Source organism: Arthrobacter sp. 2RAF22, from assembly GCF_052115325.1.
Classification (GTDB): Bacteria; Actinomycetota; Actinomycetes; order Actinomycetales; family Micrococcaceae; genus Arthrobacter.
The window spans coordinates 343,321-366,579 of the sequence record NZ_JBFRGL010000001.1 but is presented as its reverse complement, the minus strand read 5'-3'; the positions used below and the strand labels follow the sequence as shown (position 1 = coordinate 366,579).

Annotated in this window: 23 protein-coding genes and 1 riboswitch; of the genes, 8 read left to right on the top strand and 15 right to left on the bottom strand. The window is 63.3% G+C overall.

The genetic code is table 11. From position 1 onward, the window contains the following. The first annotated feature begins 28 nt into the window (after positions 1 to 28). Positions 29 to 412 carry a twin-arginine translocase TatA/TatE family subunit gene (locus tag AB4068_RS01590; protein WP_059387493.1) on the top strand — a complete coding sequence of 128 codons (384 nt, stop codon included), beginning with the start codon at positions 29 to 31 and terminating at the stop codon, positions 410 to 412. 5 nt (positions 413 to 417) lie between these two features. On the opposite strand, the gene AB4068_RS01585 is transcribed toward AB4068_RS01590, so the two are convergent. From AB4068_RS01585 to AB4068_RS01575, 3 genes are read right to left on the bottom strand one after another with little or no spacing between them, the layout of a single operon-like run. Further along, positions 418 to 1,545 (bottom strand): Mrp/NBP35 family ATP-binding protein, encoded by a 1,128-nt coding sequence (locus AB4068_RS01585; RefSeq protein WP_284991441.1) that lies wholly within the window; start codon positions 1,543 to 1,545, stop codon positions 418 to 420. An 11-nt stretch (positions 1,546 to 1,556) separates the two neighbouring features. Continuing rightward, complete coding sequence (locus AB4068_RS01580) at positions 1,557 to 2,201, bottom strand: DUF1003 domain-containing protein (protein WP_307055270.1); 645 nt, start codon at positions 2,199 to 2,201, stop codon at positions 1,557 to 1,559. A gap of 49 nt (positions 2,202 to 2,250) precedes the next feature. Beyond that, entirely contained in the window at positions 2,251 to 3,534 is a 1,284-nt protein-coding gene (locus tag AB4068_RS01575; RefSeq protein WP_236812034.1) for a magnesium transporter MgtE N-terminal domain-containing protein, read from the bottom strand. A 76-nt stretch (positions 3,535 to 3,610) separates the two neighbouring features. Between AB4068_RS01575 and AB4068_RS01570 the strand changes: the two genes are divergently transcribed. Beyond that, positions 3,611 to 4,438 carry a general stress protein gene (locus AB4068_RS01570; RefSeq protein ID WP_441432528.1) on the top strand — a complete coding sequence of 276 codons (828 nt, stop codon included), beginning with the start codon at positions 3,611 to 3,613 and terminating at the stop codon, positions 4,436 to 4,438. Here the strand turns inward: AB4068_RS01570 and AB4068_RS01565 are convergent, their stop codons facing one another. From AB4068_RS01565 to AB4068_RS01545, 5 genes are all read right to left on the bottom strand, one after another. Continuing rightward, complete coding sequence (locus tag AB4068_RS01565; RefSeq protein WP_172465471.1) at positions 4,439 to 5,443, bottom strand: HesA/MoeB/ThiF family protein; 1,005 nt, start codon at positions 5,441 to 5,443, stop codon at positions 4,439 to 4,441. A gap of 101 nt (positions 5,444 to 5,544) precedes the next feature. Continuing rightward, positions 5,545 to 7,953, bottom strand: coding sequence for an FtsX-like permease family protein (locus AB4068_RS01560; RefSeq protein ID WP_441432527.1), 2,409 nt, complete (start codon positions 7,951 to 7,953; stop codon positions 5,545 to 5,547). Between the two features lie 31 nt (positions 7,954 to 7,984). Continuing rightward, complete coding sequence (locus tag AB4068_RS01555; RefSeq protein WP_306964273.1) at positions 7,985 to 8,767, bottom strand: ABC transporter ATP-binding protein; 783 nt, start codon at positions 8,765 to 8,767, stop codon at positions 7,985 to 7,987. Further along, the gene (locus tag AB4068_RS01550) at positions 8,764 to 9,702 is read right to left on the bottom strand and encodes a lysophospholipid acyltransferase family protein (RefSeq protein ID WP_441432526.1); all 939 of its coding nucleotides are present in this window, start codon (positions 9,700 to 9,702) and stop codon (positions 8,764 to 8,766) included. Before AB4068_RS01550 ends, AB4068_RS01555 begins: the two co-directional genes overlap by 4 nt. Positions 9,703 to 10,168: 466 nt before the next feature. After that, the gene (locus AB4068_RS01545) at positions 10,169 to 11,752 is read right to left on the bottom strand and encodes an aminopeptidase P family protein (RefSeq protein ID WP_441432525.1); all 1,584 of its coding nucleotides are present in this window, start codon (positions 11,750 to 11,752) and stop codon (positions 10,169 to 10,171) included. A gap of 80 nt (positions 11,753 to 11,832) precedes the next feature. Here AB4068_RS01545 and AB4068_RS01540 point away from each other — a divergent pair, with 80 nt between their 5' ends. Next, entirely contained in the window at positions 11,833 to 12,678 is an 846-nt protein-coding gene (locus tag AB4068_RS01540) for a PHP domain-containing protein (protein ID WP_306964279.1), read from the top strand. Here AB4068_RS01540 and AB4068_RS01535 read toward each other — a convergent pair. The 4 genes from AB4068_RS01535 to thiE all read right to left on the bottom strand — a co-directional run bounded on the left by AB4068_RS01535 (position 12,675) and on the right by thiE (position 17,777). Continuing rightward, positions 12,675 to 13,538 carry a DNA-methyltransferase gene (locus tag AB4068_RS01535; protein WP_441432524.1) on the bottom strand — a complete coding sequence of 288 codons (864 nt, stop codon included), beginning with the start codon at positions 13,536 to 13,538 and terminating at the stop codon, positions 12,675 to 12,677. The two genes, AB4068_RS01540 and AB4068_RS01535, sit on opposite strands and share 4 nt — an antisense overlap. 8 nt (positions 13,539 to 13,546) lie before the next feature. Beyond that, the gene (locus AB4068_RS01530; protein WP_441432523.1) at positions 13,547 to 15,241 is read right to left on the bottom strand and encodes a DEAD/DEAH box helicase; all 1,695 of its coding nucleotides are present in this window, start codon (positions 15,239 to 15,241) and stop codon (positions 13,547 to 13,549) included. Between the two features lie 288 nt (positions 15,242 to 15,529). Then, positions 15,530 to 17,050, bottom strand: coding sequence for an RNB domain-containing ribonuclease (locus tag AB4068_RS01525; RefSeq protein ID WP_441432522.1), 1,521 nt, complete (start codon positions 17,048 to 17,050; stop codon positions 15,530 to 15,532). A 37-nt stretch (positions 17,051 to 17,087) separates the two neighbouring features. Then, the gene (gene thiE / locus AB4068_RS01520) at positions 17,088 to 17,777 is read right to left on the bottom strand and encodes a thiamine phosphate synthase (RefSeq protein ID WP_441432521.1); all 690 of its coding nucleotides are present in this window, start codon (positions 17,775 to 17,777) and stop codon (positions 17,088 to 17,090) included. Between the two features lie 26 nt (positions 17,778 to 17,803). Next, positions 17,804 to 17,923: riboswitch (TPP riboswitch) on the top strand. Between thiE and thiO the strand changes: the two genes are divergently transcribed. The 4 genes from thiO (at position 17,915) to AB4068_RS01500 (ending at position 20,657) form a co-directional block, all read left to right on the top strand. Beyond that, positions 17,915 to 19,219: a glycine oxidase ThiO gene (thiO, locus tag AB4068_RS01515; protein ID WP_441432520.1), complete on the top strand. Its 1,305-nt coding sequence runs from the start codon at positions 17,915 to 17,917 to the stop codon at positions 19,217 to 19,219. (Overlaps the previous riboswitch by 9 nt.) Further along, the gene (gene thiS / locus AB4068_RS01510) at positions 19,216 to 19,452 is read left to right on the top strand and encodes a sulfur carrier protein ThiS (protein WP_441432519.1); all 237 of its coding nucleotides are present in this window, start codon (positions 19,216 to 19,218) and stop codon (positions 19,450 to 19,452) included. The genes thiO and thiS overlap by 4 nt, the downstream gene beginning before the upstream one ends. Positions 19,453 to 19,455: 3 nt before the next feature. Continuing rightward, complete coding sequence (locus AB4068_RS01505; protein WP_284991470.1) at positions 19,456 to 20,262, top strand: thiazole synthase; 807 nt, start codon at positions 19,456 to 19,458, stop codon at positions 20,260 to 20,262. A 62-nt stretch (positions 20,263 to 20,324) separates the two neighbouring features. After that, a complete protein-coding gene (locus AB4068_RS01500; RefSeq protein WP_441432518.1) occupies positions 20,325 to 20,657 on the top strand; it encodes a 4a-hydroxytetrahydrobiopterin dehydratase in 333 nt (110 codons plus the stop codon). A gap of 31 nt (positions 20,658 to 20,688) precedes the next feature. On the opposite strand, the gene AB4068_RS01495 is transcribed toward AB4068_RS01500, so the two are convergent. Genes AB4068_RS01495 through AB4068_RS01485 form a run of 3 tightly spaced genes read right to left on the bottom strand, consistent with a single transcriptional unit; the run spans position 20,689 to position 21,842 of the window. Further along, entirely contained in the window at positions 20,689 to 20,991 is a 303-nt protein-coding gene (locus tag AB4068_RS01495) for a hypothetical protein (RefSeq protein WP_284991475.1), read from the bottom strand. A 36-nt stretch (positions 20,992 to 21,027) separates the two neighbouring features. Then, a complete protein-coding gene (locus tag AB4068_RS01490) occupies positions 21,028 to 21,252 on the bottom strand; it encodes a DUF3107 domain-containing protein (RefSeq protein WP_059387503.1) in 225 nt (74 codons plus the stop codon). A 50-nt stretch (positions 21,253 to 21,302) separates the two neighbouring features. Then, positions 21,303 to 21,842, bottom strand: coding sequence for a TetR/AcrR family transcriptional regulator (locus AB4068_RS01485; RefSeq protein WP_441432517.1), 540 nt, complete (start codon positions 21,840 to 21,842; stop codon positions 21,303 to 21,305). A gap of 203 nt (positions 21,843 to 22,045) precedes the next feature. On the opposite strand from AB4068_RS01485, the gene moeB reads away from it, so the two are divergent. After that, positions 22,046 to 23,245 carry a molybdopterin-synthase adenylyltransferase MoeB gene (gene moeB / locus AB4068_RS01480; protein ID WP_059387504.1) on the top strand — a complete coding sequence of 400 codons (1,200 nt, stop codon included), beginning with the start codon at positions 22,046 to 22,048 and terminating at the stop codon, positions 23,243 to 23,245. Positions 23,246 to 23,259 lie beyond the last annotated feature (14 nt).

Here is a 23,259-nt window from a genome sequence, read left to right as displayed (position 1 = left end):
GACCAACGGACAGGGTAATCTTCGATACGTGTTTGGAATCAATGGCTCGGAGTTTCTCATCCTGCTGATCATCGGCGTCATCGTGATCGGCCCCAGCCGTTTGCCTGAATACACGCGGAAGCTGACGAATCTGGTCAAGGAGCTGCGGCGCATGGCGTCCGGCGCGCGTGAGCAGATCAAGGAAGAAGTCGGCATCGACATAGATGAAGTCGACTGGAAGAAGTATGACCCGCGCCAGTACGATCCGCGCCGGATCATCAAGGAAGCGCTGCTCGACGACGACACGAAGCCCGTCAGCGACGGTGCGCCTGTCGCTGTGGCAGCCGTGGACACTCCGACGAAAGCTCCCGAACGGGTTGTCGAACGGCTTTCCGTCGGTGAAAAAGCGCCCTTCGACGCTGAAGCCACCTAAGAAGGCTATTTCGGCTGGATCCCGAGGGACATTCCGGCCAGGCCGCGGGGCTTGGCATTGAGCTTTCCCGCGATGGCCTGAAGTGCCTGTGCAGCAGCCGTCTCCGGAGCGGTCAACACCACGGGGCGGCCAGCGTCGCCGCCTTCGCGCAGACGGATGTCCAAGGGGATCTGTCCCAAAAGCGGAACGTCGGTCCCGACGGCGGCGCTCAGCCGCTCAGCCAGCACCCGCCCGCCGCCGCTTCCGAACAATTCCATCCTGCCGCCGTCGGGCATCTCCAGGAAGGACATGTTCTCCACGACGCCGGCAAGCTTCTGGCCCGTCTGCGTTGCGATGGTTCCGGCCCGCTCGGCAACGTCGGCTGCCGCGGCCTGCGGGGTGGTCACCACGAGGATTTCGGCGTTGGGAAGCAACTGTGCCACCGAGATCGCGATGTCGCCCGTGCCCGGTGGAAGGTCCAGGAACAAGGCATCCAGATCGCCGAAATAGACATCCGTGAGGAATTGCTCCAGGGCGCGGTGCAGCATGGGCCCCCGCCAGGCCACCGCTTTGTTCCCGGAAACGAACATGCCAATGGAGATCACCTTCACGCCGAAGGCCACGGGCGGGAGGATCATGTCGTCCACCCGGGTGGGCTGCTGCGTGATTCCCATGAGCGCCGGAACGGAGAAGCCGTGGACATCGGCGTCGACGATTCCCACGCGCAGCCCCTGCGCTGCAAGGGCGCACGCAAGGTTGACCGTCACGGAGGACTTGCCTACACCGCCCTTGCCGCTGGCCACGGCGAAGACCTTCGTCAGGGAGCCCGGCTCGTTGAAAGGTATTCCGCGTTGCCCGCCTGCGCCTCGCAACTGTTCCTTGAGGGCATCGCGTTGCGCTTGTGTCATGACCTTGAGTTCGACATCGACGGCGGTCACGCCGGGAACCCGCGTCAGGGCGGCGGTGGCGTCGGCCGTTATGGTTTCCCGCAGCGGGCAGCCGGCGATGGTCAGCAGCACCGCAACCCGGACGGTTCCGTCCGGACTGGCCTCTACCGAATCCAGCATCCCCAATTCCGTGATGGGCCGGCGGAGTTCGGGATCGATGACGGTTGCCAAGGCAGCGTTGAGGGCCTCGACGGATGGTGTGCTCATGGGGTGGGTGTTCAGCTTTCGGGCTGGGCGGGGGGACCCGGGTTCCGCGTTGGCGACGTGCCGACGGCCGAGAGGTCGGGTTCGGATTGGCTGGCGCTGGAATGCGCCGGATGAATCTTGGGGATCTGCTGGGTGGGAGGATTGCGCTGTTTGTTGCGCTTGTCCTTGATTTTGTCCTTGGCTTTCTCGCCGTTGTTGGAGCCGCCGGAATTGTTCGGCCCCAACTCTTCCTGCGCTTCGAGCAGATCCGACAGCAGCGAGCGGAGTTCGGCGCGCACGTAATCCCTGGTAGCGACCTCGCGCAGGGCGATGCGGAGAGCTGCGACCTCACGGGTCAAGTATTCGGTGTCAGCCAGATTGCGCTCGTCACGGGCCCGGTCCTGCTCGATTGTCACGCGGTCTCTGTCGTCCTGGCGGTTCTGGGCCAACAGGATCAGGGGCGCGGCGTAGGAGGCCTGTGTGGAGAAGAAGAGATTGAGGAGGATGAACGGGTAGGGATCCCACTGGAAGCCGAACAAGCCAATAACGTTGAACGCGATCCAGACGATCACGAAGATCGTCATGTAGAACAGGAAATTCGCCGTACCCATGTAACGGGCGAAGCGTTCGGCAAACCGGCCGAAGGCATCGGGATCGCTGCCGAAATTCGGCAGCATGCGGGAGCGCAGCTCGAGCGGGGTGTCCAATCCTCCGCTGGTGGGCTTCTCAGCCAATTCGGCCTCCTAGTTTCCTGATCGGGGCTCCGTCTTCGTGGGTTCGCCAGTCGTCCGGGAGCAAATGGTCTAGGAGGTCATCAACAGTCACCGCCCCTACGAGGCGGCCGGCGCTATTCACGACCGGGAGGGAGTTGAGGTTGTAGGAGGCCATGGTGTGGCTGACCTCGCTGACGCTGGCGTGATCGGAAACCGGCTCCAGGTTCTTGTCAACGATGCTGCCGAGCTGTTCGGGCGGGGCGCTGCGGAGCAATTGCTGGATATGCACGACGCCGAGGAATCGTCCGGTGGGTGTCTCCAACGGAGGGCGGCAAATGAAGATGGCCGAGGCCAGGGCGGGGGAGAGCTCCTCGCTGCGCACATGGGCAAGTGCCTCGGCCACCGTGGCTTCCGGTGGAAGGATGACGGGAACCGGGGTCATGAGGCCGCCGGCGGTGTCCTCGTCGTACTGCAGGAGCCTGCGGACATCGTCAGCCTCGTCGGGCTCCATCAGGAGCAGTAGTTCCTCGGCCTTGGCGGAAGGCAGGTCAGCCAACAGGTCTGCGGCGTCGTCCGGGTCCATTTCTTCCAGGACATCGGCTGCGCGCTCGTTGTCCAAAGCGGACAACAGCGTGACCTGGTCTTCTTCCGGCAATTCCTGGAGCACATCGGCGAGGCGTTCGTCCTGCAGCTCGCTGGCCACTTCGATCCGTCGTTTGTCCGACATCTCCTGGAGTGCGTCGGCGAAGTCGGCCGGCTTGAGGTCCTCGTGCGTGGCGACGAAGTGGCTTGCACCTTGGGGATCGTTCTCGGAGCCCTGCAGCGTGTCCGCCCAGTCCACCAGAAGGGTATGACCGCGGCGCAACCCCCGGAGCCTGGACGTAGACGTGCCGCGTCGAATGAAAAGCTTGGAGACGAGCCAGTCACCGTTGCGCTGCTGGTCCATGGCGATGTCTTCGATGATGGCGTCGCCGCTGCCGTCCTTGAGGGTCACCTTGCGGTCAAAGAGCTCGCCGACCACCAGTTGCTCGGCACCGCGTTGCTGGAAGCGCCGCAGATTGACCAGTCCGGTACAGATGATCTGGCTCTGGTCCATGGACGTCAGCCTGGTCATGGGAACGAAGACGCGCTTCTTGCCCGGAACTTCGACGACGATACCCACTGCGTGCGGGGCCCCGCGCAAGCCGCGCGAGAGCACCACGACGTCGCGTAGCCGGCCCAGGCGATCGCCGAGGGGGTCGAAAACGTCGAGGCCGAGCAAGCGCGCAACAAAGATGCGTGAAGGATTTGTGCTCACCCTTACAGGCTACCGAGTCTGCTCTCTTTTAGCTGAATTTCAGCCGGTTCACATGTGTATGGGACAGAATGGGGGTATGGCGAACATTTTCGGTGCCCCTAAGGCCACGGAGGAATCCCGCAGCGTCCCTAAAGGCGACACCGTGGGCTCTTACACTTCCTATCTCGATGCCCAGAAGGCGGTGGATTATCTTGCCGACCAGCAGTTCCCCGTCCAGCATGTCTCCATTGTCGGAAACGACCTCAAAATGGTGGAGCGGGTTACGGGACGGCTCAGTTACCCCAGGGTTGCCTTGTCCGGAGCCCTGAGCGGTATGTGGTTCGGCCTGTTCGTGGGCGTCATGCTTTCGTTCTTCACCCCGGCCGGTGGCCCCTTCTCGATTGTGACGTCGGTCCTCATGGGTGCTGCATTCTTCATGCTCTTTGGGATCGTCACCTACGCAGCACAGCGCGGGAAGCGGGACTTCACCTCCACCAGCCAGGTAGTGGCGACGAACTATGACGTCATTGTCGCCTTGGAGGCATCCCACGAAGCCCGCCGTCTCCTTCACCAGTTGCCGATGAATCCCTCCGAAGCGGCTTTCGGCCGGCCGCCGCAGGCATACACGCCGCAGGACTACAGGAACCCGCCGGTCCATCCAGGTGCACCACAGGGCCCGGCCCCGGAACGTCCAGCGTCCTGGCAAGACCCCTATGGCCAGCGTGGACCGGAAGCCGGACAGGGAACGGCCGGCGAGCCCGCCCAGCCTGTTGCGGACGCCGCGGCCCCGGCTGCGGCCGCGCGGCCGACGGCCGGTGTCCGCTACCCGGATCTTCCGGACGGACGGCCACAGTACGGTGTGCGAGTGAACGAACCCGGAACCGGCGAGCAGACCGGAAACGGTGAGGATCAGGCGAAGCAGTAGTTATTGCGGGGCCTCACAGCTGCAATCTGGAAGGCGTGCGAGCTTCCGGACGCGCCAGTCCAAGGTGAATAGGTCGAGTTCCCGTACCTGCCCAGACAAGGCAAGCGGCAACCCGAGCAGGATCTTCATAGCCTCCCACGCCGCCAGATTCGCCACCAAGCCCGAAATAGCTGCGATGCTCCCCCCGCTCCTCGTTCGTCCTTTGAGCGGGAGGAAGTCGGCGCGGTTGTGATCATTCATGGTCTGTGAACGGATGCACTGCCAGCACACTGTCTGACCGGGGATGATGCTGGTGCCGGGCACGCCCAGGTTCCCGCCATACGCCCCACCAACGATGTGGGGAACGCGCGCTTCCGTCGCGGCTTCAGCGATGATATCTGAGAGGACGACGACGTCCGGCTCATCGGCGCATCCGACCACCAGGCTGGCATCCCTTAACGCCGATTCGAGATCTGCTGCGGCAACCACTCGGCGACGGTTCGCCGTGACCTGAAGGTTCTCGTCGATCGACGTGAACCGTTCGGCGGCGACGTCCACCTTAGCCAAGCCCAGGTCGCCAGGCTGAAATAGGATCTGCCGGTTCAAATTTGTGAGTTCTACAATGTCCGGATCGAAAATCTCAATTCTGCCGATGCCTGCCGCGACGAGGGATTGCAGTAGCCAGGTCCCGGTTCCGCCGACTCCAACGACCACCACTTTTGAAGTGCGGAGTTTCTCCTGCAGTTGAGTTGGCGAGTTAGTAAGGGAAAACGTGGATGCGAACTCCTGGAACAGCCTCTCTTGACGTTCGAACTTGTTTGCGCTCGGGTGCTCCGGCTGCGGGTACGTATCAAAGAGGCGCTCAGTTTCCATGATGGCCAGGACGTTTTCAAGCGATTTGCAACTGAACCCGGCACTTCCCTCGAGGATCGATTCGATCCTTTCGATGGAATTCGACCCGTCAAGCAAGGGGATCAACTCGATCACAAACGGGGATACGTCGAATTCAAGGACCCTGAGTTCCATGGTGCAAATGAACTGCATTCGACAATCGCGGTTGAATACGAGCACGCTGTCCCGCAGTCTCAACGGGCGGCAGCCCATCTTCGCTCCTCCTCTATCGGCCATCACTCGGCCCTCAGGGCCGCTGCGGGCTCTATTCGAGCCGCCCTGCGGCTCGGTCCTATCGCCGCCAAGCACAATGCAGTCAAGGTGACAATTGCGATTCCACTGAATGCCAGGACGGAAACAGTCGTGCTCAGCGTCACTCCGAGTGCCCCGGCGACAAGCCGGGTTAGTACCCACCCAGCCAACTGACCAACGAGAAGTCCCGAAGCAAGCGCCGCAATTCCGATCAAGATCGCGTCAACCGCAACGAGCCTCGTTATGTCGCCCCGGGTGGCACCAATCGCGCGCAACATCCCGAACTCTTTCTCCCGACGAGCGACGCCGACTGAGAACAGGCCGGCCGCGCCGACTGCGCCGAGACTGAGCGCAAGCACAACGATGCCGAAGGCGGCTCCGGCGTAGGAGCCGAGCTCTGATTCTGCGCGCTCTTTCATTTTTGCGGCCGTGATCACCGAGACGCCAGGGATGTCGGCAACTGAATCAGCGATCGTGTCCCGGAGCGCTGTGACGTCGACACCCGGCCTCGCTTCTACATTCCAGCCGTTGGATCCGGTAATTCCGAGCTCGGCTGCCGCGTCGCGACTCATCACCACCTGATTCCCTGTTGCCAAGGACGCATACGTCCCGACGATGCGAAGCGAGAGGGTCTTGCCTGCCCGATTTAATCTGACGTAGTCGCCCAAGGAAATATCGCGGCTGGCGGCGAGAGCTTCAGGAATGATGACCGCGCCTCCCTTTTCCAGGGCGGCTGGTGCAGATCCGTCACTTCCGTGGCGCCATGGAAGCTGAGCAGTGGCGAAGTAGCTCTTTGGATCGACAGCAAGGATTGCAACCTGGCTCGTGGTGCCTTGGAACTGCAATGCCGCGTGATCCCAAACTGTGTCCGAAACCCGGTTGATCATTTGAATTGATGCCAGACGTTCGTCTAATTTCTCAACGATGGGCGTCGTGGACGATATTTGAATGTCGGCCCCGAATTGACGGCCAATCTGGTCCATCATGGCGCTCCGTACGGAGCCGACCCCGATGACAAGGGCCGCACCCAGGCAGACGACAATCCCCATGATGGCCGTCGTGGAGTCGAGCGATGCGTGTCTGCGCAGGCGCTGAGCCGCAGCCTTCCCTGTCCATCCTGCGAAGATCTGTAGCCTGGTGCATGCGATGAGAATTGACGGAGCGAGGAAGCCCGCGGCGGCCAGCGATAGGACGAAGCCAACGAGCTTGACGACGAGCGAGTCGTACCAGTAGCTGCCTGCTCCGAATATGAGGAGCATGATGCTGAGGGCGACGCGGAATCTGTTTGAAGACCTGCGCTCTGCGCCTTCAGGCGAGATAGCCGTAAGAGGGGCCTGGCGCAGCACGTTCATGATGGCCCGGGCCGCCCCGGCGCAGCCCGCGGCGACCCCGCTCAGGATGGCAAGCAGAACTTGCCAAAGTTCGACCGCCACGGTGGCTGGAGGTATGTTCCCCATCGACGATAGCCCTTGGTTGAGGATCCAGCTGACACCAAACCCGAGCCCAAGCCCGACCATCGAGCACGCGAACGCGAGCATCAGTGCCTCATAAAGGACGGCGGCCGCCAGCCAGGAACCGCGCGCGCCGACAGCGCGCATGACACCATAAGTCAGCCGGCGGGCATTCACGACTGACTGGAAGGCCGTCGCCGATAGGAGGATCGAGATGCCCAGTACGGTGCCGGAGGCGATCATCAAGATGAGTGAAACAACCGCGATGAGGGGACCGAGGGTCGAATTGAAGGCAGAAGTGTCTTGTACTTTGAACTGAGGAGGCAGGCTGGACGAATACTCGCTCTGCCAGCGTTCAGCGGAGTTCCCGGCCGACAGCTGGATGTCAACCCTTGATACTTGGCCCTGCTGGTTGAATATCGTCTGGGCGTAGGACAAATCGACAAAAATGTTGTCGTACGCCAACGGACCAAGAACTTTGCCATTGAACACCCCTACGACGCGCAGCTGCGTGGTAGCGTCGCTCGACGCGACCACCAGGGAATCGCCTATGTCCACCCCTAAGCGCGAAGCCACATCAGACGGAACCAGTGCCTCAGGGTTGTTTACGGTAGGGAGCCCGCCCCGAAGGTCAAGCCTCATGAGTTGAAGCTCAGTGTTGAACGTCGTGGGGTAACCCGTAACCGTCAGCGGGCGGCCTGTTCCAACGGTTCCCGCAGGCCGGACGCTCGAATTCCGTGCCAGAGTCGGGATCGGCGTCGCAACGCCAGGGAGATCCGCCACGGCCTTGACTGCGCTCTCCGGGACTGTGGTTCCGGGAATAGCAGGCACGACCGCGACGTCGCCTATGCCTGACAGCGAGCCGGCTCCTTGCGACAGCTGGTCGTTGATGCTCTTCGATGTGAGCAGGGTGCCGAAAATGAGCGCAACGCCAAAGACCAATGCAACCGCTGCGACTCCATATCGGGGAAAATCAAAGCGAAGTTGCCGCAAACCACGAGCGAACGCGCTCATCATGGTGAGAATCCCCCTCCCGATCTGGTTCATTAAGGGTCAGGTCAAGCTGATCAACGATCTTCCCGTCCCGCAGGGCGATGATCCGGTCGGCGTAACTCGCAGCATATGGATCATGGGTGACCATCAGCCCGGTCGTGCGACGACCGTCTCCGATCGCGTCGCGAATCAGACGGAGAACAATATCCCTATTCCCGGAGTCGAGGCTTCCTGTCGGCTCATCGGCTAGGACGACGCTAGGAGCCCCGAATAGCGCTCGAGCTACGGCGACCCGCTGACGTTGCCCGCCTGACAATTGATCGGGAAACCTCTCGGCATATTCAAACAACCCGAGCTGATCGAGCAGCACCAGAGCATCTGATCGCCAACGAAAGCCTCTTTGACCGGAAACAATCGATGACAACCCGACGTTCTCCACCACCGTCATGCTTGGAACAAGATGAAATGCCTGGAAAATGAATCCAATATTCTCCCGCCGGAAGATTGTCTTCTGTTTTTCATCCATCTCGGAGACCCGGAGTCCTGCTACGTCTATACACCCTGCAGTCGGCGAATCGATTCCACCGACCAATTGGAGCAGGGTTGACTTACCGGATCCAGATGGGCCAATGACGGCAACAAGTTCACCCGGCTGGATCTCGAGTTCATCAATGTCTAGTGCAGCTTTCTCGTTTCCGGCACCGTCGTCATAGTGGCGACGAACGCCTTTAAGGGAAATGGCGGGAAGAGGGGCGACGGTCATGACTCGATAGCCCAGACCTGGGGGAGCATCCGGTCAAATTCGAACCACATTTCCCATTCTCCGACGTCGCCGGCGAGAAGCTCTGACTCAATGACATCCCAAACGGCCAGCAGGGAGCGGCGGCGTTCACCGGGAGATACCGGCGGTGGTATCGCAGGGTGGTATTTGAGTCGAAAGCGGCCGTCGCCCACGGCCCTGAGCGTGAGTGGGACCATAGGGGCGCCGGAAACATGGCTCAGGACAACCGGACCGGTGGGAACCATGATGGTTGTCCCTAAGAAGGGAATTCGGGCATGGTGCTCATCCACTCCACGAGGGTCCAGTTCAGGGAACATGGAGAAGATCCTGCCCTCACGCAGGGCGGTCAGGCCAGAGCGCATCGCCGATGTGCTCCCGAGCCGGATCCCGCGGAAGTCTAAGTCAGGAAAGGACGCTGCGCGGATCTCGTCAAAATTCATCCGGTTGTAGAGCGTCGTCGTCGGCATTTCATAAGCGAGCATGGGAATGGCAGCATATGAGGGTCCGAGATGGAGCGGGAGAGCGATTACCCCTCGGCCACTGGACGCCGCCTCGTGAAGGTGGCGGCGCCCATCGACAGCCACAACGTCCCGAAACAGCGTCTCAGTGTCCTTCATCCACAGATTGATGAAGGTCGATTCAAACTGCAGCTTCGGTCCGTACCCAGCAAAGCTCCTGGCGTGCAATTCCTTGTCGAAGCCATCAAGCCCAGGGACTGCATTCATGAAATCCAGGGCCCGGGCCTTCAAGACGTCGAAATTATCTACGTCTGGTTGGTTTGCCCGGTAGATGGGTTGATCGAGGGCGTCGAGCACCTTCATAAGGTTCCACGCGCCAACTGGCCCCGCAGCATGAATAGCCTCATAGAAATTCTTGTGCTTTGGAAAGTCGAAAATATTGAACAGTGGCAAGCGCACGCTGCCCCCCAAATTCAGTGTTGTTCGTATCCTTGCTATCTCACTTGGCTCGTTGGTGGCGAAGCACAAGCGTCGCCACCAACGAACCGAGCGCTAAATCAGGTGCACATGCACCCGCTGCTACAGGCCAGGGTGGCTCCCGCCTCCAGCACATCTTCTGAGACCATCTCCATTGTGTTCACCTCCTCGCATTGACCCGATTCGAAGATAGAGAAATACCACTTTGTGGTATGGCAACGGCACCAAACGGGGGGATCGTCTATCGGTGCTGCGCCTAGGAGGAGGGTACAAGTGCCTCGGGGCGTCTCCGTGTGGATTTCGTCAATCTCAGTGGTCAAAACGGCAAATCTCAGTGTAAAAAACCCGAAATTAAGTGGACGGAAGCCGGCGTCTACGTGTTTTAACGAAAGAGGAGGGCTACCGGATCAATATCCGGTAGCCCTCCTCGTGCGTTTTGCCTCGGTGGTTAAGCTTCGGCGTCCTGGTAGATGCCCGCCATCCAGGACTCGACGTCGTCGGCCTTGCGGGGGAGCGCGGCGCTGAGGTTGAGGGGACCGTCTGCCGTCATCAGGATGTCGTCCTCGATCCGGACGCCGATTCCGCGGTATTCCTCCGGAATCGCGAGGTCCTCTGCCTTGAAGTAGAGCCCGGGTTCGATCGTGAACACCATGCCCTCGGTGAGTACACCGTCCAGGTAGAGATCACGCTTGGCCTGGGCACAGTCGTGGACGTCCAGGCCAAGGTGGTGGCTGGTACCGTGCGGCATCCAGCGGCGGTGCTGCTGGCCATCGGTGCTGATGGCTTCCTCCACGGAGACCGGCAGCAGGCCCCACTCGGCAAGGCGCTCGGCGAGGACCGTCGTGGCGGCCGTGTGGATGTCGCGGAACTTCACGCCCGGCTGGGCCGCGGCGAATCCGGCGTCGGCTGCGTCGAGGACGGCTTCATAGACCTTGCGCTGGACGTCCGAGAACTTTCCGTTGGCCGGAATGGTACGCGTGACGTCGGCGGTGTAGAGCGAATCTGCCTCCACACCGGCGTCGAGCAGCACGAGTTCTCCGGCGTTGACCTTGCCCGTGTTCCGGGTCCAGTGCAGCACCGTGGCGTTGTTTCCGGCGGCCGCGATGGTGTCGTAGCCGAGCTCGTTCCCTTCCTCACGGGCACGCGCGAAGAAAGCGCCTTCGATGACGCGTTCGCCGCGGTGGTGGGTCATGGCGCGGGGGAGGGCGCGGACGACATCGGCGAAACCCTCCACGGTCGCGGCCACGGCGATCTTCATCTGCGCGATTTCCCAGTCGTCCTTGAGCAAGCGCAGCTCCGAGAGCGCCTCGCTGAGTAGTTCGTCCAGTGCATCGAGTTCGCCGAGGTCCAGGTTCTCCGGATCCTTGGCGGTGTTGTAGCGGGCCGTGTCCACGAGGGCATCAATGTTCTCGTCGACTTTGCGGACCAGGCGGATGGAGATGCCGCCGATTTCCGGGGCGCCGACGTTCTTGGTGATGGCCATCTCGAGTTCGTCGAGGTGCGCCGTCCTGAGCCCGAGGCGCGCTTCGAATTCTTCGAGCGTCGGACGCGCGCCGATCCAGAACTCACCGGAGCGCGAGTCGGCGTAGAACTGTTCCGTGTCCCGGCCGGCCAGCGGACGGAAGTAGAGCGTCGCGAGGTGGTTGCCGCCGTCGTCGCCGGTTCCTTCCTCGACAGGTTCCAGGACCAGCACGGCATCGGGCTCGTGGTCCAGGCCCAAGCCCGTGAGGTGGGCGAAGCCGGAGTGGGGGCGGAAGCGGTAGTCGCAATCGTTCGAGCGGACCTTGAGCGGGCCGGCCGGTAGGACGAGGCGCAAGCCCGCGAACTTGTCGGAGATGGCCCGACGACGTCTGGCGGCGTGGTCTGCGACAGCGTCACGTGCAGGGGTCACCTGCGGCGCGGGCGCCCAATTGCTGGCCATGAACGCCTTGAAGGCATCGGATGTGGGCCGCTGGGAGCGGTTGTTGACGCGCTCCTCCAGTGGCTGGGAGGCTGTGGGTTCACCGTTTTGGGTGTTTTCTGCATCGTTCACCGTCCCATCGTCCCATCAAGGCCGACACTAGGCCAACGCCGAAACGGTCCAAGCCGTCCCCAATCAAATACGCTTGGAAAGTGAAGATCGACCTGCACGCGCACTCCAATGTTTCCGACGGGACCGAGGCTCCCGCGGGAGTGATCGCTTCAGCGTCCGCGGCGGGTCTGGACGTGGTGGCCCTGACCGACCACGACTCCACCGACGGATGGGAGCAGGCCTCCGTCGCGGCACTGGAATTCGGGGTGGCCTTTGTGCCGGGGATAGAGATCTCGTGCCGCACCCGGGAGGGGATCAGCGTCCATCTGCTCAGCTACCTCCACGATCCCGCGCACCCCGGCTTGCTTGAGGAGATCACCAAGGCGAAGGACGCGAGGCTCACCCGTGCCAAACGCATGGTCACGCTCCTGGCAGAGGACTACCCCTTGAGCTGGGACGATGTCATCCATCATGTGGCTCCGGGCGCCACCGTGGGCCGGCCCCACATTGCCGACGCCCTCGTCGCCGCCGGTGCGGTGGCGAGCCGCTCCGAAGCGTTCACTGCCATCCTGACCTCGCACTCGCGCTATTTCGTGCAGCACTACGCACCGGACCCGGCGCTCGCCGTCGAGCTCGTCCGCGCGGCGGGCGGTGTCCCCGTCTTCGCGCATCCGGTGGCCTCGGCCCGCGGCCGGGTGGTCGGGGAACGGACCTACCGGGAAATGATCGACGCCGGCCTCTTGGGGCTGGAAGTGGAGCACCGCGACAATCCCGAGGAAGGCCGCGTGTTCCTGCGGCGACTGGCTGCCGAACACGGTTTGTTCATGACCGGATCGTCCGACTACCACGGAACCGGCAAACCCAACCTGCTCGGGGAGAACCTGACGTCACCCGACGTCCTGGCCCGCATCGAGGAGCTGGGCACGGGTAGTTCGGTAGTCCGCTAGACGGGGTAGAAAGTGGCCTTGCCGTCCAGGCGCTTGCGCATCACATCGATGGCCGGGCCGTTCTGGTCCACGCACACGAACCTGCGGTCGAGTTTCGCCGCGACTGAACCAAGCGTGCCGGAACCCGCGAAGAAGTCGAGGCACCAGTCTCCTGGCCGGCTCGATGCCGTGACGATCCGCCGGACCAGGCCTTCCGGCTTTTGCGTCGGGTAGCCGGTTTTTTCCTTGCCGGTCGGGGAAACGATGGTGTGCCACCAAACGTCCGTGGGAAGCTTCCCCAGTTCGCGTTTGGCCGGAGTCACGAGGCCCGGCGCCATGTACGGCTCGCGGTCGACCTCGGCGTTGTCGAAGTGGTACTTGGCGGGGTTCTTGACGTACACGAGGATGTTGTCGTGCTTGGTGGGCCAGCGGTTCTTGGCGCGTGCGCCGTAGTCGTAGGCCCAGATGATCTCGTTCAGGAAGCACTCCCGGCCGAAGATCGAGTCCAGCATGACCTTGGCATAGTGGACTTCGCGGTAGTCCAGATGCAGGTACAAAGTGCCGTCGTCGGCGAGTAGGCGCCAGGCCTCCACAAGCCGGGGTTCCAGGAAGGACCAGTAGTCGCTGAACGCGTCGTCGTAGCGGTGCAGGGCGCCCTTGATGGTGTCATACGAGCGTCCCTTGAAGCCGACGCGGTCGCCGTCGCCGTCGGCGTTGCGGACCATGCGCGTTTCCTGGCGGCTCTGGACCCGGCCCGTATTGAAGGGCGGGTCCACGTAAATCAGTGTGAAGGCGCCGTCCGGCAGCGTCGGGAGGAAATCCGCGTTGTCCGCGTGAACCACCAAGTTGCTGCCGTCCGGCGCCCAAACAGTGTCAGTCATTGAGGCCGTTAAGCCTCGGTGCTCTCGCCGGAGGCACCGGAAGCCGAGACCACTTCGCCGTTGCGGCGGCGGGTGCGGGAACGGCGTGCGCGGGCGGGCTTGTCCGAGCCCTCGCCGGACTGCGGCTCGGCAGACTGGGCCGTTGCCTGAGCGGGGGCTGCTTCGCCTTCAGACGTACGACGGCGGCGCGTTCGGTTGCGGCCGCCCTCACCGTCGCCGTCGCGGGCCGGAGTCTCAGCGGACTTGGGACCGCGGCGTGCACCCTCCCGGCCACCGTCACGGCCGGAGCGTCCACGACCGGAATCGCCGCCGGAACGGGAGTTCTTCTTGCCGGTCTCGCCCAGGTCCTCCAGGACCTCGGCGTCGACGCCCGCAAGTGTGCGCTGGTTGCGGGGCAGGCGGCCCTTGGTGCCTTCCGGAATATCCAGGTCGGCGAACAGGTGCGGGGACGAAGAATATGTCTCCACGGGCTCGGGAGAGCTCAGGCCCAGGGCTTTGTTGATGAGGGCCCAGCGGGGGACGTCGTCCCAATCGACGAACGTGACCGCGGTGCCCTTGTTGCCGGCACGGCCGGTGCGGCCAACGCGGTGCAAGTAGATCTTTTCGTCTTCGACACACTGGTAGTTGATGACGTGTGTGACGTCGTCCACGTCGATGCCACGGGCGGCGACGTCCGTGGCCACCAGGACGTCTACCTTGTTGTTGCGGAAGGCGCGCAGGGCCTGCTCGCGGGCACCCTGGCCGAGGTCGCCGTGGATGGCCGCGGCAGCGAAGCCGCGATCGACGAGTTCCTCGGCTACCTTGGCGGCGGTGCGCTTGGTCTTGGTGAAGATGATGGTCCGGCCGCGGCCGCGGGACTGCAGGATGCGGGCGACAACCTCGATCTTGTCCATGCTGTGGGCACGGTAGATGAGCTGGCGGATGTCGCGCTTGGTCAGGCCTTCGTCATTCGGGTCTGCGGCACGGATGTGCGTGGGCTGCGTCATGTAGCGGCGGGCCATGGCAATGACCGGTCCGGGCATGGTGGCCGAGAAGAGAAGCGTCTGGCGGACGGCGGGAGTGCCGGCAATCAAAGTCTCGACGTCCGGAAGGAAGCCGAGGTCAAGCATCTCGTCCGCTTCGTCGAGGATGACCATGCGAACGTTCTTGAGGTTCAGGTGCTTCTGCTTGTAGAGGTCGATCAAACGGCCGGGCGTGCCGACGACAACCTCGACGCCCTTCTGCAGGGCTTCGATCTGGGGCTCGTAAGCACGGCCGCCATAGATGGTGGCGATACGGGCGTTGCGCTTCCGGGATGCCGTCTGGAGGTCATTGGCCACCTGGACCGCGAGTTCGCGGGTCGGAACAATCACGAGAGCCTGGGGTGCACCCGGGACAGCGAGCTTGTCGTGACCGGCGTCGCCCGGTCCGACGACGCGCTGCAGCGCAGGAATGCCGAAGCCGAGGGTCTTTCCGGTACCGGTCTTGGCCTGGCCGATGATGTCGTGACCGCCCAAGGCCACCGGGAGGGTCATGGCCTGGATGGGGAAGGGATGGGTGATTCCGGCGTCGGCGAGGGACTCGACGATGTCGGCGCGGACGTTGTAGTCGGCGAAGGACTTTTCTGCGATCTCGTGGGGTGTTTCGTCCGAGGAAATGGTTTCCTCGGGTTCGATCGTTTCGGTTCCGTCTGTCAGAACTTCATGGGTGTGCAATTCACTCACAGTGGAGTTTTCCTTATTCATTTGGGCTGCGCTGCGTGCTCAACGGTTGTGGCAGGGCCGTTCCGGAGCACGGACGGGCGCAAGCAAATCCAGTGGAAGCCGATCGCGGGCTATCTAAATACTGGCACTGGGGACCAGCTGGTGTATCTCAAGATCGCGTAGGGGCGGGCTTGTTGATGTCAAAAAATTAACTGAATCAACGACCGGGCATCCATTACTACTCACACAGTCTAGCGTCTGGGCGCAATAAACCCCGGATCGCGGCCGCGGTCCTGTGAACTGATTGCGCTACTGGAGCAGTTCGAAGGTGATTTGGCGGGTGGCAATGTCCGCGTCAAGCAGTTTCACGCGGACCTTCGTACCGGACTCCATTTCGCCATCGCAACGAGCGGTGACCGCCGGCTCGGCGATCTGGACGATGCCGGAGGGGCCGTGGGAGTTGCCGTTCCCATTCCCATTCCCATTCCCGTTGTGGCCGTTGGTGCTGTTCCCGTTCCCGTTTCCGTTGTTCTTGGCAGGCTTCGATCCGGAAATCACCACGGCGTCGAATTCCTGTCCGACGTGGTTCACCAGGAGTGCGGCCTCCACCGTGTCCAAGGCGAGGCGCTCCATTTTGGCGGCAAGCTGGTCGGATGACGCCATGATCTCCGGCAGGCTCGGCAAAGCATCCCGGGCCCATGCAGGGATCTCCGTTCCGTTGCTCAGTGCTTCGCAGATGACCAGGACAAAACGATCGACCAGCCGGCGCAACGGCGCAGTGGTGTGGGCATATGGTGCGCCGATGGCTGACTGCATGACGCTGCCCGGTACTTCGCCGTCGAAAGGCGTGTAGCCGGCGCCCCGGAAAAGCAGCCCCGCGGAATGGAGAATGGCCAATTGCCGGGGGTCTTTGCCGTCGAGGGTCCGTAGGTACTCGCCGTAGCTGGTCCCCTCGGTCCAAGGCTTGCCGAGCGCCCCGGCCTGCCGTTTGAAATGGAGCAGCGAGCGCTCATCGGGAGCGGGCATGGTGCGCAGGATTCCAACCTTGCCGTCGAGCATCAGCTGGGCCGCCGCCATCCCGGTCATGAGCGAAACCTGGGCGTTCCAGTCCTCGACGGGCAGCGAGGGAGCTGCGACGATCCTGTACCCCCCGCCGTCGGGCAGTTGGACGATTTCTTGTTCAGGCATGTTCAGGCTCGCTCCGCCGCGGCGGCGTTCGAGTTCCACCCGTTTGAGCCCGACCTCCTTGAGCAACTGCAGGACGGGATCAGCTGTCCCGGAATCGATCGCGGACTGGACGCCCTTGTAGTTGAGCTTGGCGCGGCTGCGTACGCTTGCCCGGCGAACTGAGACGGTGCGGAACTCTGCTTCGGCATCGAGTTCGAAGTCCCACACGAACGCTCCGCAGTCCTGGCCCGCCAGCAGGCTTCCGGCGTGCTCGCTGATGATCTCGGGGTGCAGCGGTATGCGGCCGTCCGGCGCATAGTACGTCTGTCCCCGGTGGCGGGTCTCGGCGTCGAGCGCTCCTCCCGGTGGCACAAAGGAGGGCACATCGGAGATGGCGTAGAGAACCCTGTAACCATTCCCGGACCGCTCAATGAAGAGGGCCTGGTCGAGATCCGTGGAAGAGGCCGGGTCGATCGTGATGAACGGAACGCCCGTGAGGTCCTGTGCCGGCAACCTGTGTCCTGAAACCGCGGCCTCCGCGTCGCGCAGTGCTTCAGCGGGATAACCAGCGGGCAGCTCGAGTTCGGTCCGAAGCGCCGCCAGTGCTTCCGCGAGCTGGTTCGACGTTTCAGAGACGTTCGGGGCTATGCGCTGATGTGACACGAAAGTCAGGGTAACTCCAAAATCTCCCGGCGTCTCGCTAGGCCGCCGCTGCGTCCAGTGCGGCCAGGAGTGCCTGGGCTGCCGCCGTCGGATCCTCGGCCTCGGTGATGGCGCGGACCACAACAATGCGGCTGGCGCCGGCCCTCACTACGTCTTCCACGTTGCTGAGATCGATGCCGCCGATCGCAAACCAAGGAAGCACTACGCCGCCGACCGTCTCTTCGTCTGCCTGCTTCACCGCATTGGCAGCGTACTTCACCAGATCGAGCCCGACGGCGGAGCGTCCAGGCTTGGTGGGCGTGGCCCACACAGGCCCGACGCAGAAGTAGTCCAAGCCGCTGCGGCCAGGCGACGCGGCGATGGCTGCGTCAATCTGCTCCGGCGTGTGCGTGGAGAGGCCGATGATGGTGGGGTCGTGGAGCAGCTTCCGGGCCGAGCGCAGCGGAATGTCCTTTTGGCCGATGTGGAATACCGGCGCGCCCGACAGGGAAGCGACGTCGGCGCGGTCGTTGACTGCCCAGAGGCGCCCGTGACGGTGCGCCACGGATTGCAGGATCTCCAGGAGTTCCAGTTCCTCTGCCGCTTCGATGGTCTTGTCGCGCAGCTGGATGATGTCCACGCCGCCCTCGAATGCGGCATCGACAAACTGCTCAAAATCACCCTGTTGCTTGCGGGCGTCGGTGCAGAGGTAGAGGCGGGCGGTGGTGTGGACATCGTGCTGGGTCATGGAAACAGAGTAGTTCCTCTAAACTGGGCTGGTACCGCGGGAGCCGCGGCGGCAGTCACAATCGCCGCGCGGCTGAGAGGGCTTCAGCGCCGACCGCTTGACCTGATCCGGCTAGTACCGGCGTAGGGAAGGACTCCATGGACGAAGTAAACACCCAGCACGGGCCCCTGCACACAGACGTGGCGGTGATCGGGGGCGGCGTCATTGGCCTGGGCATTGCGTGGGAAGCCCGAAGGTCGGGCCGCTCGGTTGCCCTGATCGATCCCGCGCCGGCCAGCGGCGCTACTTTCGCGGCGGCGGGGATGTTGGCACCCGTCAGTGAACTGCACTACCAGGAAGAGGACCTCCTGGAGCTCATGCTCGAATCGTCGGCGTTGTGGCCGGACTTCGAACACAATGTGACCGGCTCACGAACCCGACGCAGCACGGGTTACCGGACGACGCCGACCCTCGCCGTCGGTGCGGACGCAGCGGACCGCCGGGCGCTCGCCGATCTTCGGGACGTCCAGCTGGCCCATGGCCTGGTGGTGGAATCCGTGCCGTTGCGCGAAGCACGGGAGCGTGAGCCGCTCTTGAGCCCGCAGATTTCCTGTGCCTTCGACATCCCGGGCGACCACCAAGTGGATCCTCGCCGGCTTTCGGCCGCGATTCTAGGCGCGCTGGCGGAGCACCAGCCCGGCGATTCGAGCTGGATTCCGGGGGCCGAAGGCGGTTTCGCGGTCCGGGACACTGCGGCGGGCCTCCTGTGGGAGGACGGGCGCGCCGTCGGGGCCGTGCTCGGCTCAGGCATCGAAGTGCTTGCCACGGAAACGGTGGTAGCCAACGGACTCGATGCCGCCCGCGTGAAAGGACTGCCGGATGGATTGTCGCTCCCGTTGCGTCCCGTCTACGGCGACATACTGCGGCTGCGCGTCCCGGACCACCTGCAACCGCTGGTCACCGCCACGGTCCGGGGAATGGTGCGCGGAGTGCCCGTCTACATCGTTCCCCGCGATGACGGGACCGTGGTGATCGGCGCGACGCAACGTGAGGACGGATTGTCGTCGTCCGGGGGATCGGCCAACCCGGTGTCAGCCGGCGGCGTCTACCAATTGCTCCGCGACGCCCAGGTATTGGTTCCGGCCGTTGCCGAGCTGGAACTCCTTGAAGCAACTGCCCGGGCCCGTCCGGGCACCCCGGACAACGCACCGCTGCTGGGCCGCGTCGAAGGTCGGGAAGGAACCGTGCCCGGCCTCATCGTGGCCAGCGGCTTCTTCCGCCATGGCGTGCTCCTCACTCCGGCAGCGGCAAAAATCTGCGTTGGACTCATGGATGGCACCGCCGATCCCCGGTGGAACAAATTCCGCCCGGACCGCTTCTCCCGCCCGCTCTCAACAGCAAGGGCTTCCGCAGACGGCCCATCGGCCGATACCTTAAATCCCCTTCTGAAGGACCACGCATGAACATCAAATTGAACGGCGCAGACCACACGCTGAGCGACGACGCTTCCGTCACCACCCTCGTCAGCCACATCACCGGACGCGTTGTGGATTCCAGCGGCCAAGCGGCCGACGGACGCAAGATCGGCGTCGCCGTCGCACGCAATTCCGAAGTGGTGCCGCGCAGCCAGTGGGCTGCCACCGCGCTCGCAGACGGCGACGAACTCGAAATCGTTACCGCAGTACAGGGAGGCTGAACCATGACCACAGCAAGCACTCACGAAGCAGGCACCCGAACCGATGCCCTGGTGATCGACGGTGTTGAGTTCGGCTCGCGCCTTATCATGGGAACCGGCGGAGCTCCGAGCCTAGACGGCCTCGGGGCAGCCTTGCTGGCTTCCGGCACCGAACTCACTACCGTCGCCATGCGGCGGTACTCACCGACGGAAACCGGTTCGCTGTTCCAATTGCTCGTAGACCACGGCATCCGTGTCCTGCCCAACACCGCCGGCTGTTTTACCGCCAAGGATGCCGTCATGACAGCCGAGCTAGCCCGGGAGGCATTGGAAACGGATTGGGTGAAGCTCGAGGTCATCGCCGACGAACAGACGCTGCTGCCTGACGCCGTGGAGTTGGTGGATGCGACGGAGAAGCTGGTGGACCGCGGCTTCAAGGTCTTCGCCTACACCAACGACGACCCCGTACTTGCGCTTCGCCTGGAGAACCTCGGGGCAACTGCGGTGATGCCGTTGGGCGCGCCTATCGGCACCGGCCTGGGCATCCTGAATCCCCACAACATCGAGCTGATTGTGTCCCGCGCTTCGGTGCCGGTAGTGCTCGACGCCGGCATCGGCACCGCGTCCGACGCCGCACTGGCCATGGAGCTCGGCTGCGACGCCGTGCTGCTGGCCACCGCGGTGACCCGCGCGCAGAATCCGGTGCAGATGGGCGAGGCCTTCAAACACGCGGTCATCGCCGGTAGGCTGGCGAAGCAGGCGGGCCGCATCCCGCGCAGGGAACACGCCCTGGCCTCCTCGGCCATGGAAGGCCGGGCCGAGTTCCTCTAGCGGCCGACGCTGGCCGCTCCGGGGATTCCTGCGAAGATTCCGCGTCTGTGAAGGAGCCCCGAATGGCCGGCAAGGACGACATTCTTTCCAGGTCCACTATTGACGACGCCCTGGCGGAGCTGCCGGACTGGCGGTATCGCCAGGGCGCCCTCGTCACCGCCTACAAGTGCCCGACGTCGGCTGCCGCACTCGAGTTGATTGCCGCCGTCGGGCGCATTGCCGAACAGCAGAACCACCACCCGGACCTGGACTGGCGCTACAACCGGGTGTTCATCCTCTACACGTCCCACGATGCCGGGAGCGAGGTAACGCAGCGCGACGTCCGGGCGGCTAAGAGCGTCAGCGAAGCGGCCGCGGAAGCCGGGGCAGTTGCCAAACCGGAAGCCACGCCATGAGCCGGATCTGCAGATAGAGCCGCAGCGCTGGTTAGAGCCTCAGCGCCGCGGTCAGCTGGGCGGTGTCGTGCCGCTTCCGATGGCGGCCCAGGAAGTAGGACGCCACGGCGGCCGCCACGGTCCCCAGAATGATGGGCAGGACCCACGGGATCCACGTCACGCCAGGCTGGTAGCCAAAGCCAAGTTGGATGAAGATCACCCAACTCAGCATGGCGACGGCGACCGAAACGCCGGCGGGCAGGGTGATTCCGTACGTTCCACGGTGTTTGTCAGTTCCCCAGACAATGAAGCCTGAAGCGATGGTGGCTAGCGCCACGATGACAAGTGAGAGCATGCGGACTCCTGGCTCGCTGGTGTTCTTGCCTGTTGCTTAGAGGGCGCCGAAGCCGACCCGGCGTACTTCCTCGGCGCCGATCTCCACGTATCCGAGGACATTGCCGGGAACGATGACCTGGCGGCCCTTTTCGTCGGTCAGGCGCAGGTCCGTGCCGTTGGCAATGGCCTCGCTCACGATCTTGGCAACAGCCTCGGCGTCGAGAGCGGACTCAAGCGCGATCTCACGGCCAACATTCTGAATGCCGATCTTTACTTCCACAGCGGGGCCTCCCAGCCAATCAAAAAAATACTCAGTCCTCTATTTGTAGTCTAGGACTCTTTCGGGAAGCGACTGATTCCGCGCCAAGCTAAACGGTAGATCAGGTCGCTGGCGACATCGAGGTCCAAATCGCCGTCGGTTTCGAGCCAATACCGCGCGCTGACCTGCGCCATTCCCGCCAGGCCCCGGCCCAGCAGCTGGGCCTCCAGCGGGGGCAGCTTGGTGTCTTCGGCGATGACCTTGGCGACGGCGTCGGCGAAGGTGCGGTTGAAAGTCTCCAGCCGGGAGCTGACGTCCGGGTCATTGATGAGATCGGATTCGAAGACGAGCCGGTGGGCTTGGTCATCGCCCGCGATGAAACGGTAGTAGGCGCGCATGACGGCCTGGACGCGCTCCTTGTTGTCCGACGTCGAATTCAGCGCCGTGAGCATCTGGTCCGTGAGCGTGGCCAGGTGGCTGTCGAGGAGGGCCATGTAGAGCTCCCGTTTCGACGGGAAGTGTTGGTACAGCACCGGCTTGCTGACATGGGCGGTCTCGGCGATTTCGTCCATCGCCGCACCATGGAAGCCGTTGGCAACGAAAACTTCCAAGGCGGCATTCAAGAGCTGGGCCCGGCGCTCATCGCGTGGCAACCTGGCCGAACGGGGCGAACCGGTCCGATCTTGCCTGACCTGCGCCTCTTGTTTGATACGTGCACTCTCGGCCACTTGTCTGCCGCCTTTCCCCTTGCAGTTATGACCACAATACTGCGCAGTAATATGACCGGGCGGCACCTGCGGGGATACTTTGAAGTATGGCCACTACTTTTGCTGCCCAAACGTTGCCGTCTTCGCTGCCGCCACTCGTGGAACCGGCCGCGGGACTGACCACCGAAGAGGTGGAACGCTACTCGCGCCACCTCATTATTCCCGAAATCGGAGCGGCCGGTCAGCGTCGGCTCAAGAATGCCAAAGTCCTCGTGATCGGAGCCGGCGGACTGGGCTCTCCGGCGTTGCTCTACCTCGCCGCCGCCGGGGTGGGGACGCTCGGAATCGTGGACGACGACGACGTCGACCTCAGCAACCTGCAACGTCAGATCATCCACCGCGTGGGCGATGTGGGACGGCCGAAAATCGAATCGGCGCGTGACGCCATCAAGGAACTCAACCCGCTCGTCAGCGTGCAGCTGCACAACGTACGCTTGGACTCCTCCAACGCTTTGGAGATTTTCTCGGGCTACGACCTCATCCTGGACGGCGCGGACAACTTCGCCACCCGGTACCTGGTCAACGATGCTGCCGCGATTCTCGGCAAACCGTACGTCTGGGGATCCATTTTCCGCTTCGACGGCCAGGTCAGTGTGTTCTGGGAGAAGCACGGACCCAGCTACCGCGATCTCTACCCGGAGGCCCCTCCCGCCGGCTCGGTCCCGTCCTGCGGCGAAGGCGGCGTGTTCGGCATGCTGTGCGCCGCTGTCGGCTCGCTCATGGTGACCGAGGCAGTCAAGCTGATCACCGGCGTCGGGCGCTCCATGCTAGGGCGCGTGGCGCTCTTCGACGCGCTCGGCGGCAGCTGGCGCGAAATCAAGGTTTCGAAAGACCCGGAGGCCGAGCCGATCACAGAATTGACCGATTATGAGGCTTTCTGTGGCATCACCCCTGCGCCCGCAAGCGACTCGGTTCCGACCGTCACGCCCACCGAACTTTCCGGAATGCTCGAAGCCCGCGCAGCAGGGGAACGCGACTTCGAATTGGTGGATGTCCGCGAGATCGGTGAACACGAGATTGTGAGCATCGACGGTTCGGTGCTCATCCCGCAGGGACGCATCCTGGCGGGAGAGGCCTGGACGGAACTCCCGCAGGACAAAGAGATCGTCTTCCACTGCAAGGGAGGTACCCGTTCCGCGGCTGTGCTCGCGGCTGCACAGCGTGCCGGCTACACACGCGTGAGCCACCTCGACGGCGGGATCCTGGCGTGGGTGCACGACGTCGAGCCAAACAAGCCGGTTTACTGACCCCACAACGCCCG

Excerpts from the sequence above, each read along its gene's own strand:
- AB4068_RS01585 (WP_284991441.1), bottom strand. The coding sequence starts at position 1,545 with ATGAGCACACCATCCGTCGAGGCCCTCAACGCTGCCTTGGCAACCGTC.
- AB4068_RS01580 (WP_307055270.1), bottom strand. The coding sequence starts at position 2,201 with ATGCTGCCGAATTTCGGCAGCGATCCCGATGCCTTCGGCCGGTTTGCC.
- AB4068_RS01570 (WP_441432528.1), top strand. The coding sequence starts at position 3,611 with ATGGCGAACATTTTCGGTGCCCCTAAGGCCACGGAGGAATCCCGCAGC.
- AB4068_RS01565 (WP_172465471.1), bottom strand. The coding sequence starts at position 5,443 with ATGGAACTCAGGGTCCTTGAATTCGACGTATCCCCGTTTGTGATCGAG.
- AB4068_RS01555 (WP_306964273.1), bottom strand. The coding sequence starts at position 8,767 with ATGACCGTCGCCCCTCTTCCCGCCATTTCCCTTAAAGGCGTTCGTCGC.
- AB4068_RS01535 (WP_441432524.1), bottom strand. The coding sequence starts at position 13,538 with ATGACTGACACTGTTTGGGCGCCGGACGGCAGCAACTTGGTGGTTCAC.
- thiE (WP_441432521.1), bottom strand. The coding sequence starts at position 17,777 with ATGACCCAGCACGATGTCCACACCACCGCCCGCCTCTACCTCTGCACC.
- thiO (WP_441432520.1), top strand. The coding sequence starts at position 17,915 with ATGGACGAAGTAAACACCCAGCACGGGCCCCTGCACACAGACGTGGCG.
- thiS (WP_441432519.1), top strand. The coding sequence starts at position 19,216 with ATGAACATCAAATTGAACGGCGCAGACCACACGCTGAGCGACGACGCT.
- AB4068_RS01505 (WP_284991470.1), top strand. The coding sequence starts at position 19,456 with ATGACCACAGCAAGCACTCACGAAGCAGGCACCCGAACCGATGCCCTG.
- AB4068_RS01500 (WP_441432518.1), top strand. The coding sequence starts at position 20,325 with ATGGCCGGCAAGGACGACATTCTTTCCAGGTCCACTATTGACGACGCC.
- AB4068_RS01495 (WP_284991475.1), bottom strand. The coding sequence starts at position 20,991 with ATGCTCTCACTTGTCATCGTGGCGCTAGCCACCATCGCTTCAGGCTTC.
- moeB (WP_059387504.1), top strand. The coding sequence starts at position 22,046 with ATGGCCACTACTTTTGCTGCCCAAACGTTGCCGTCTTCGCTGCCGCCA.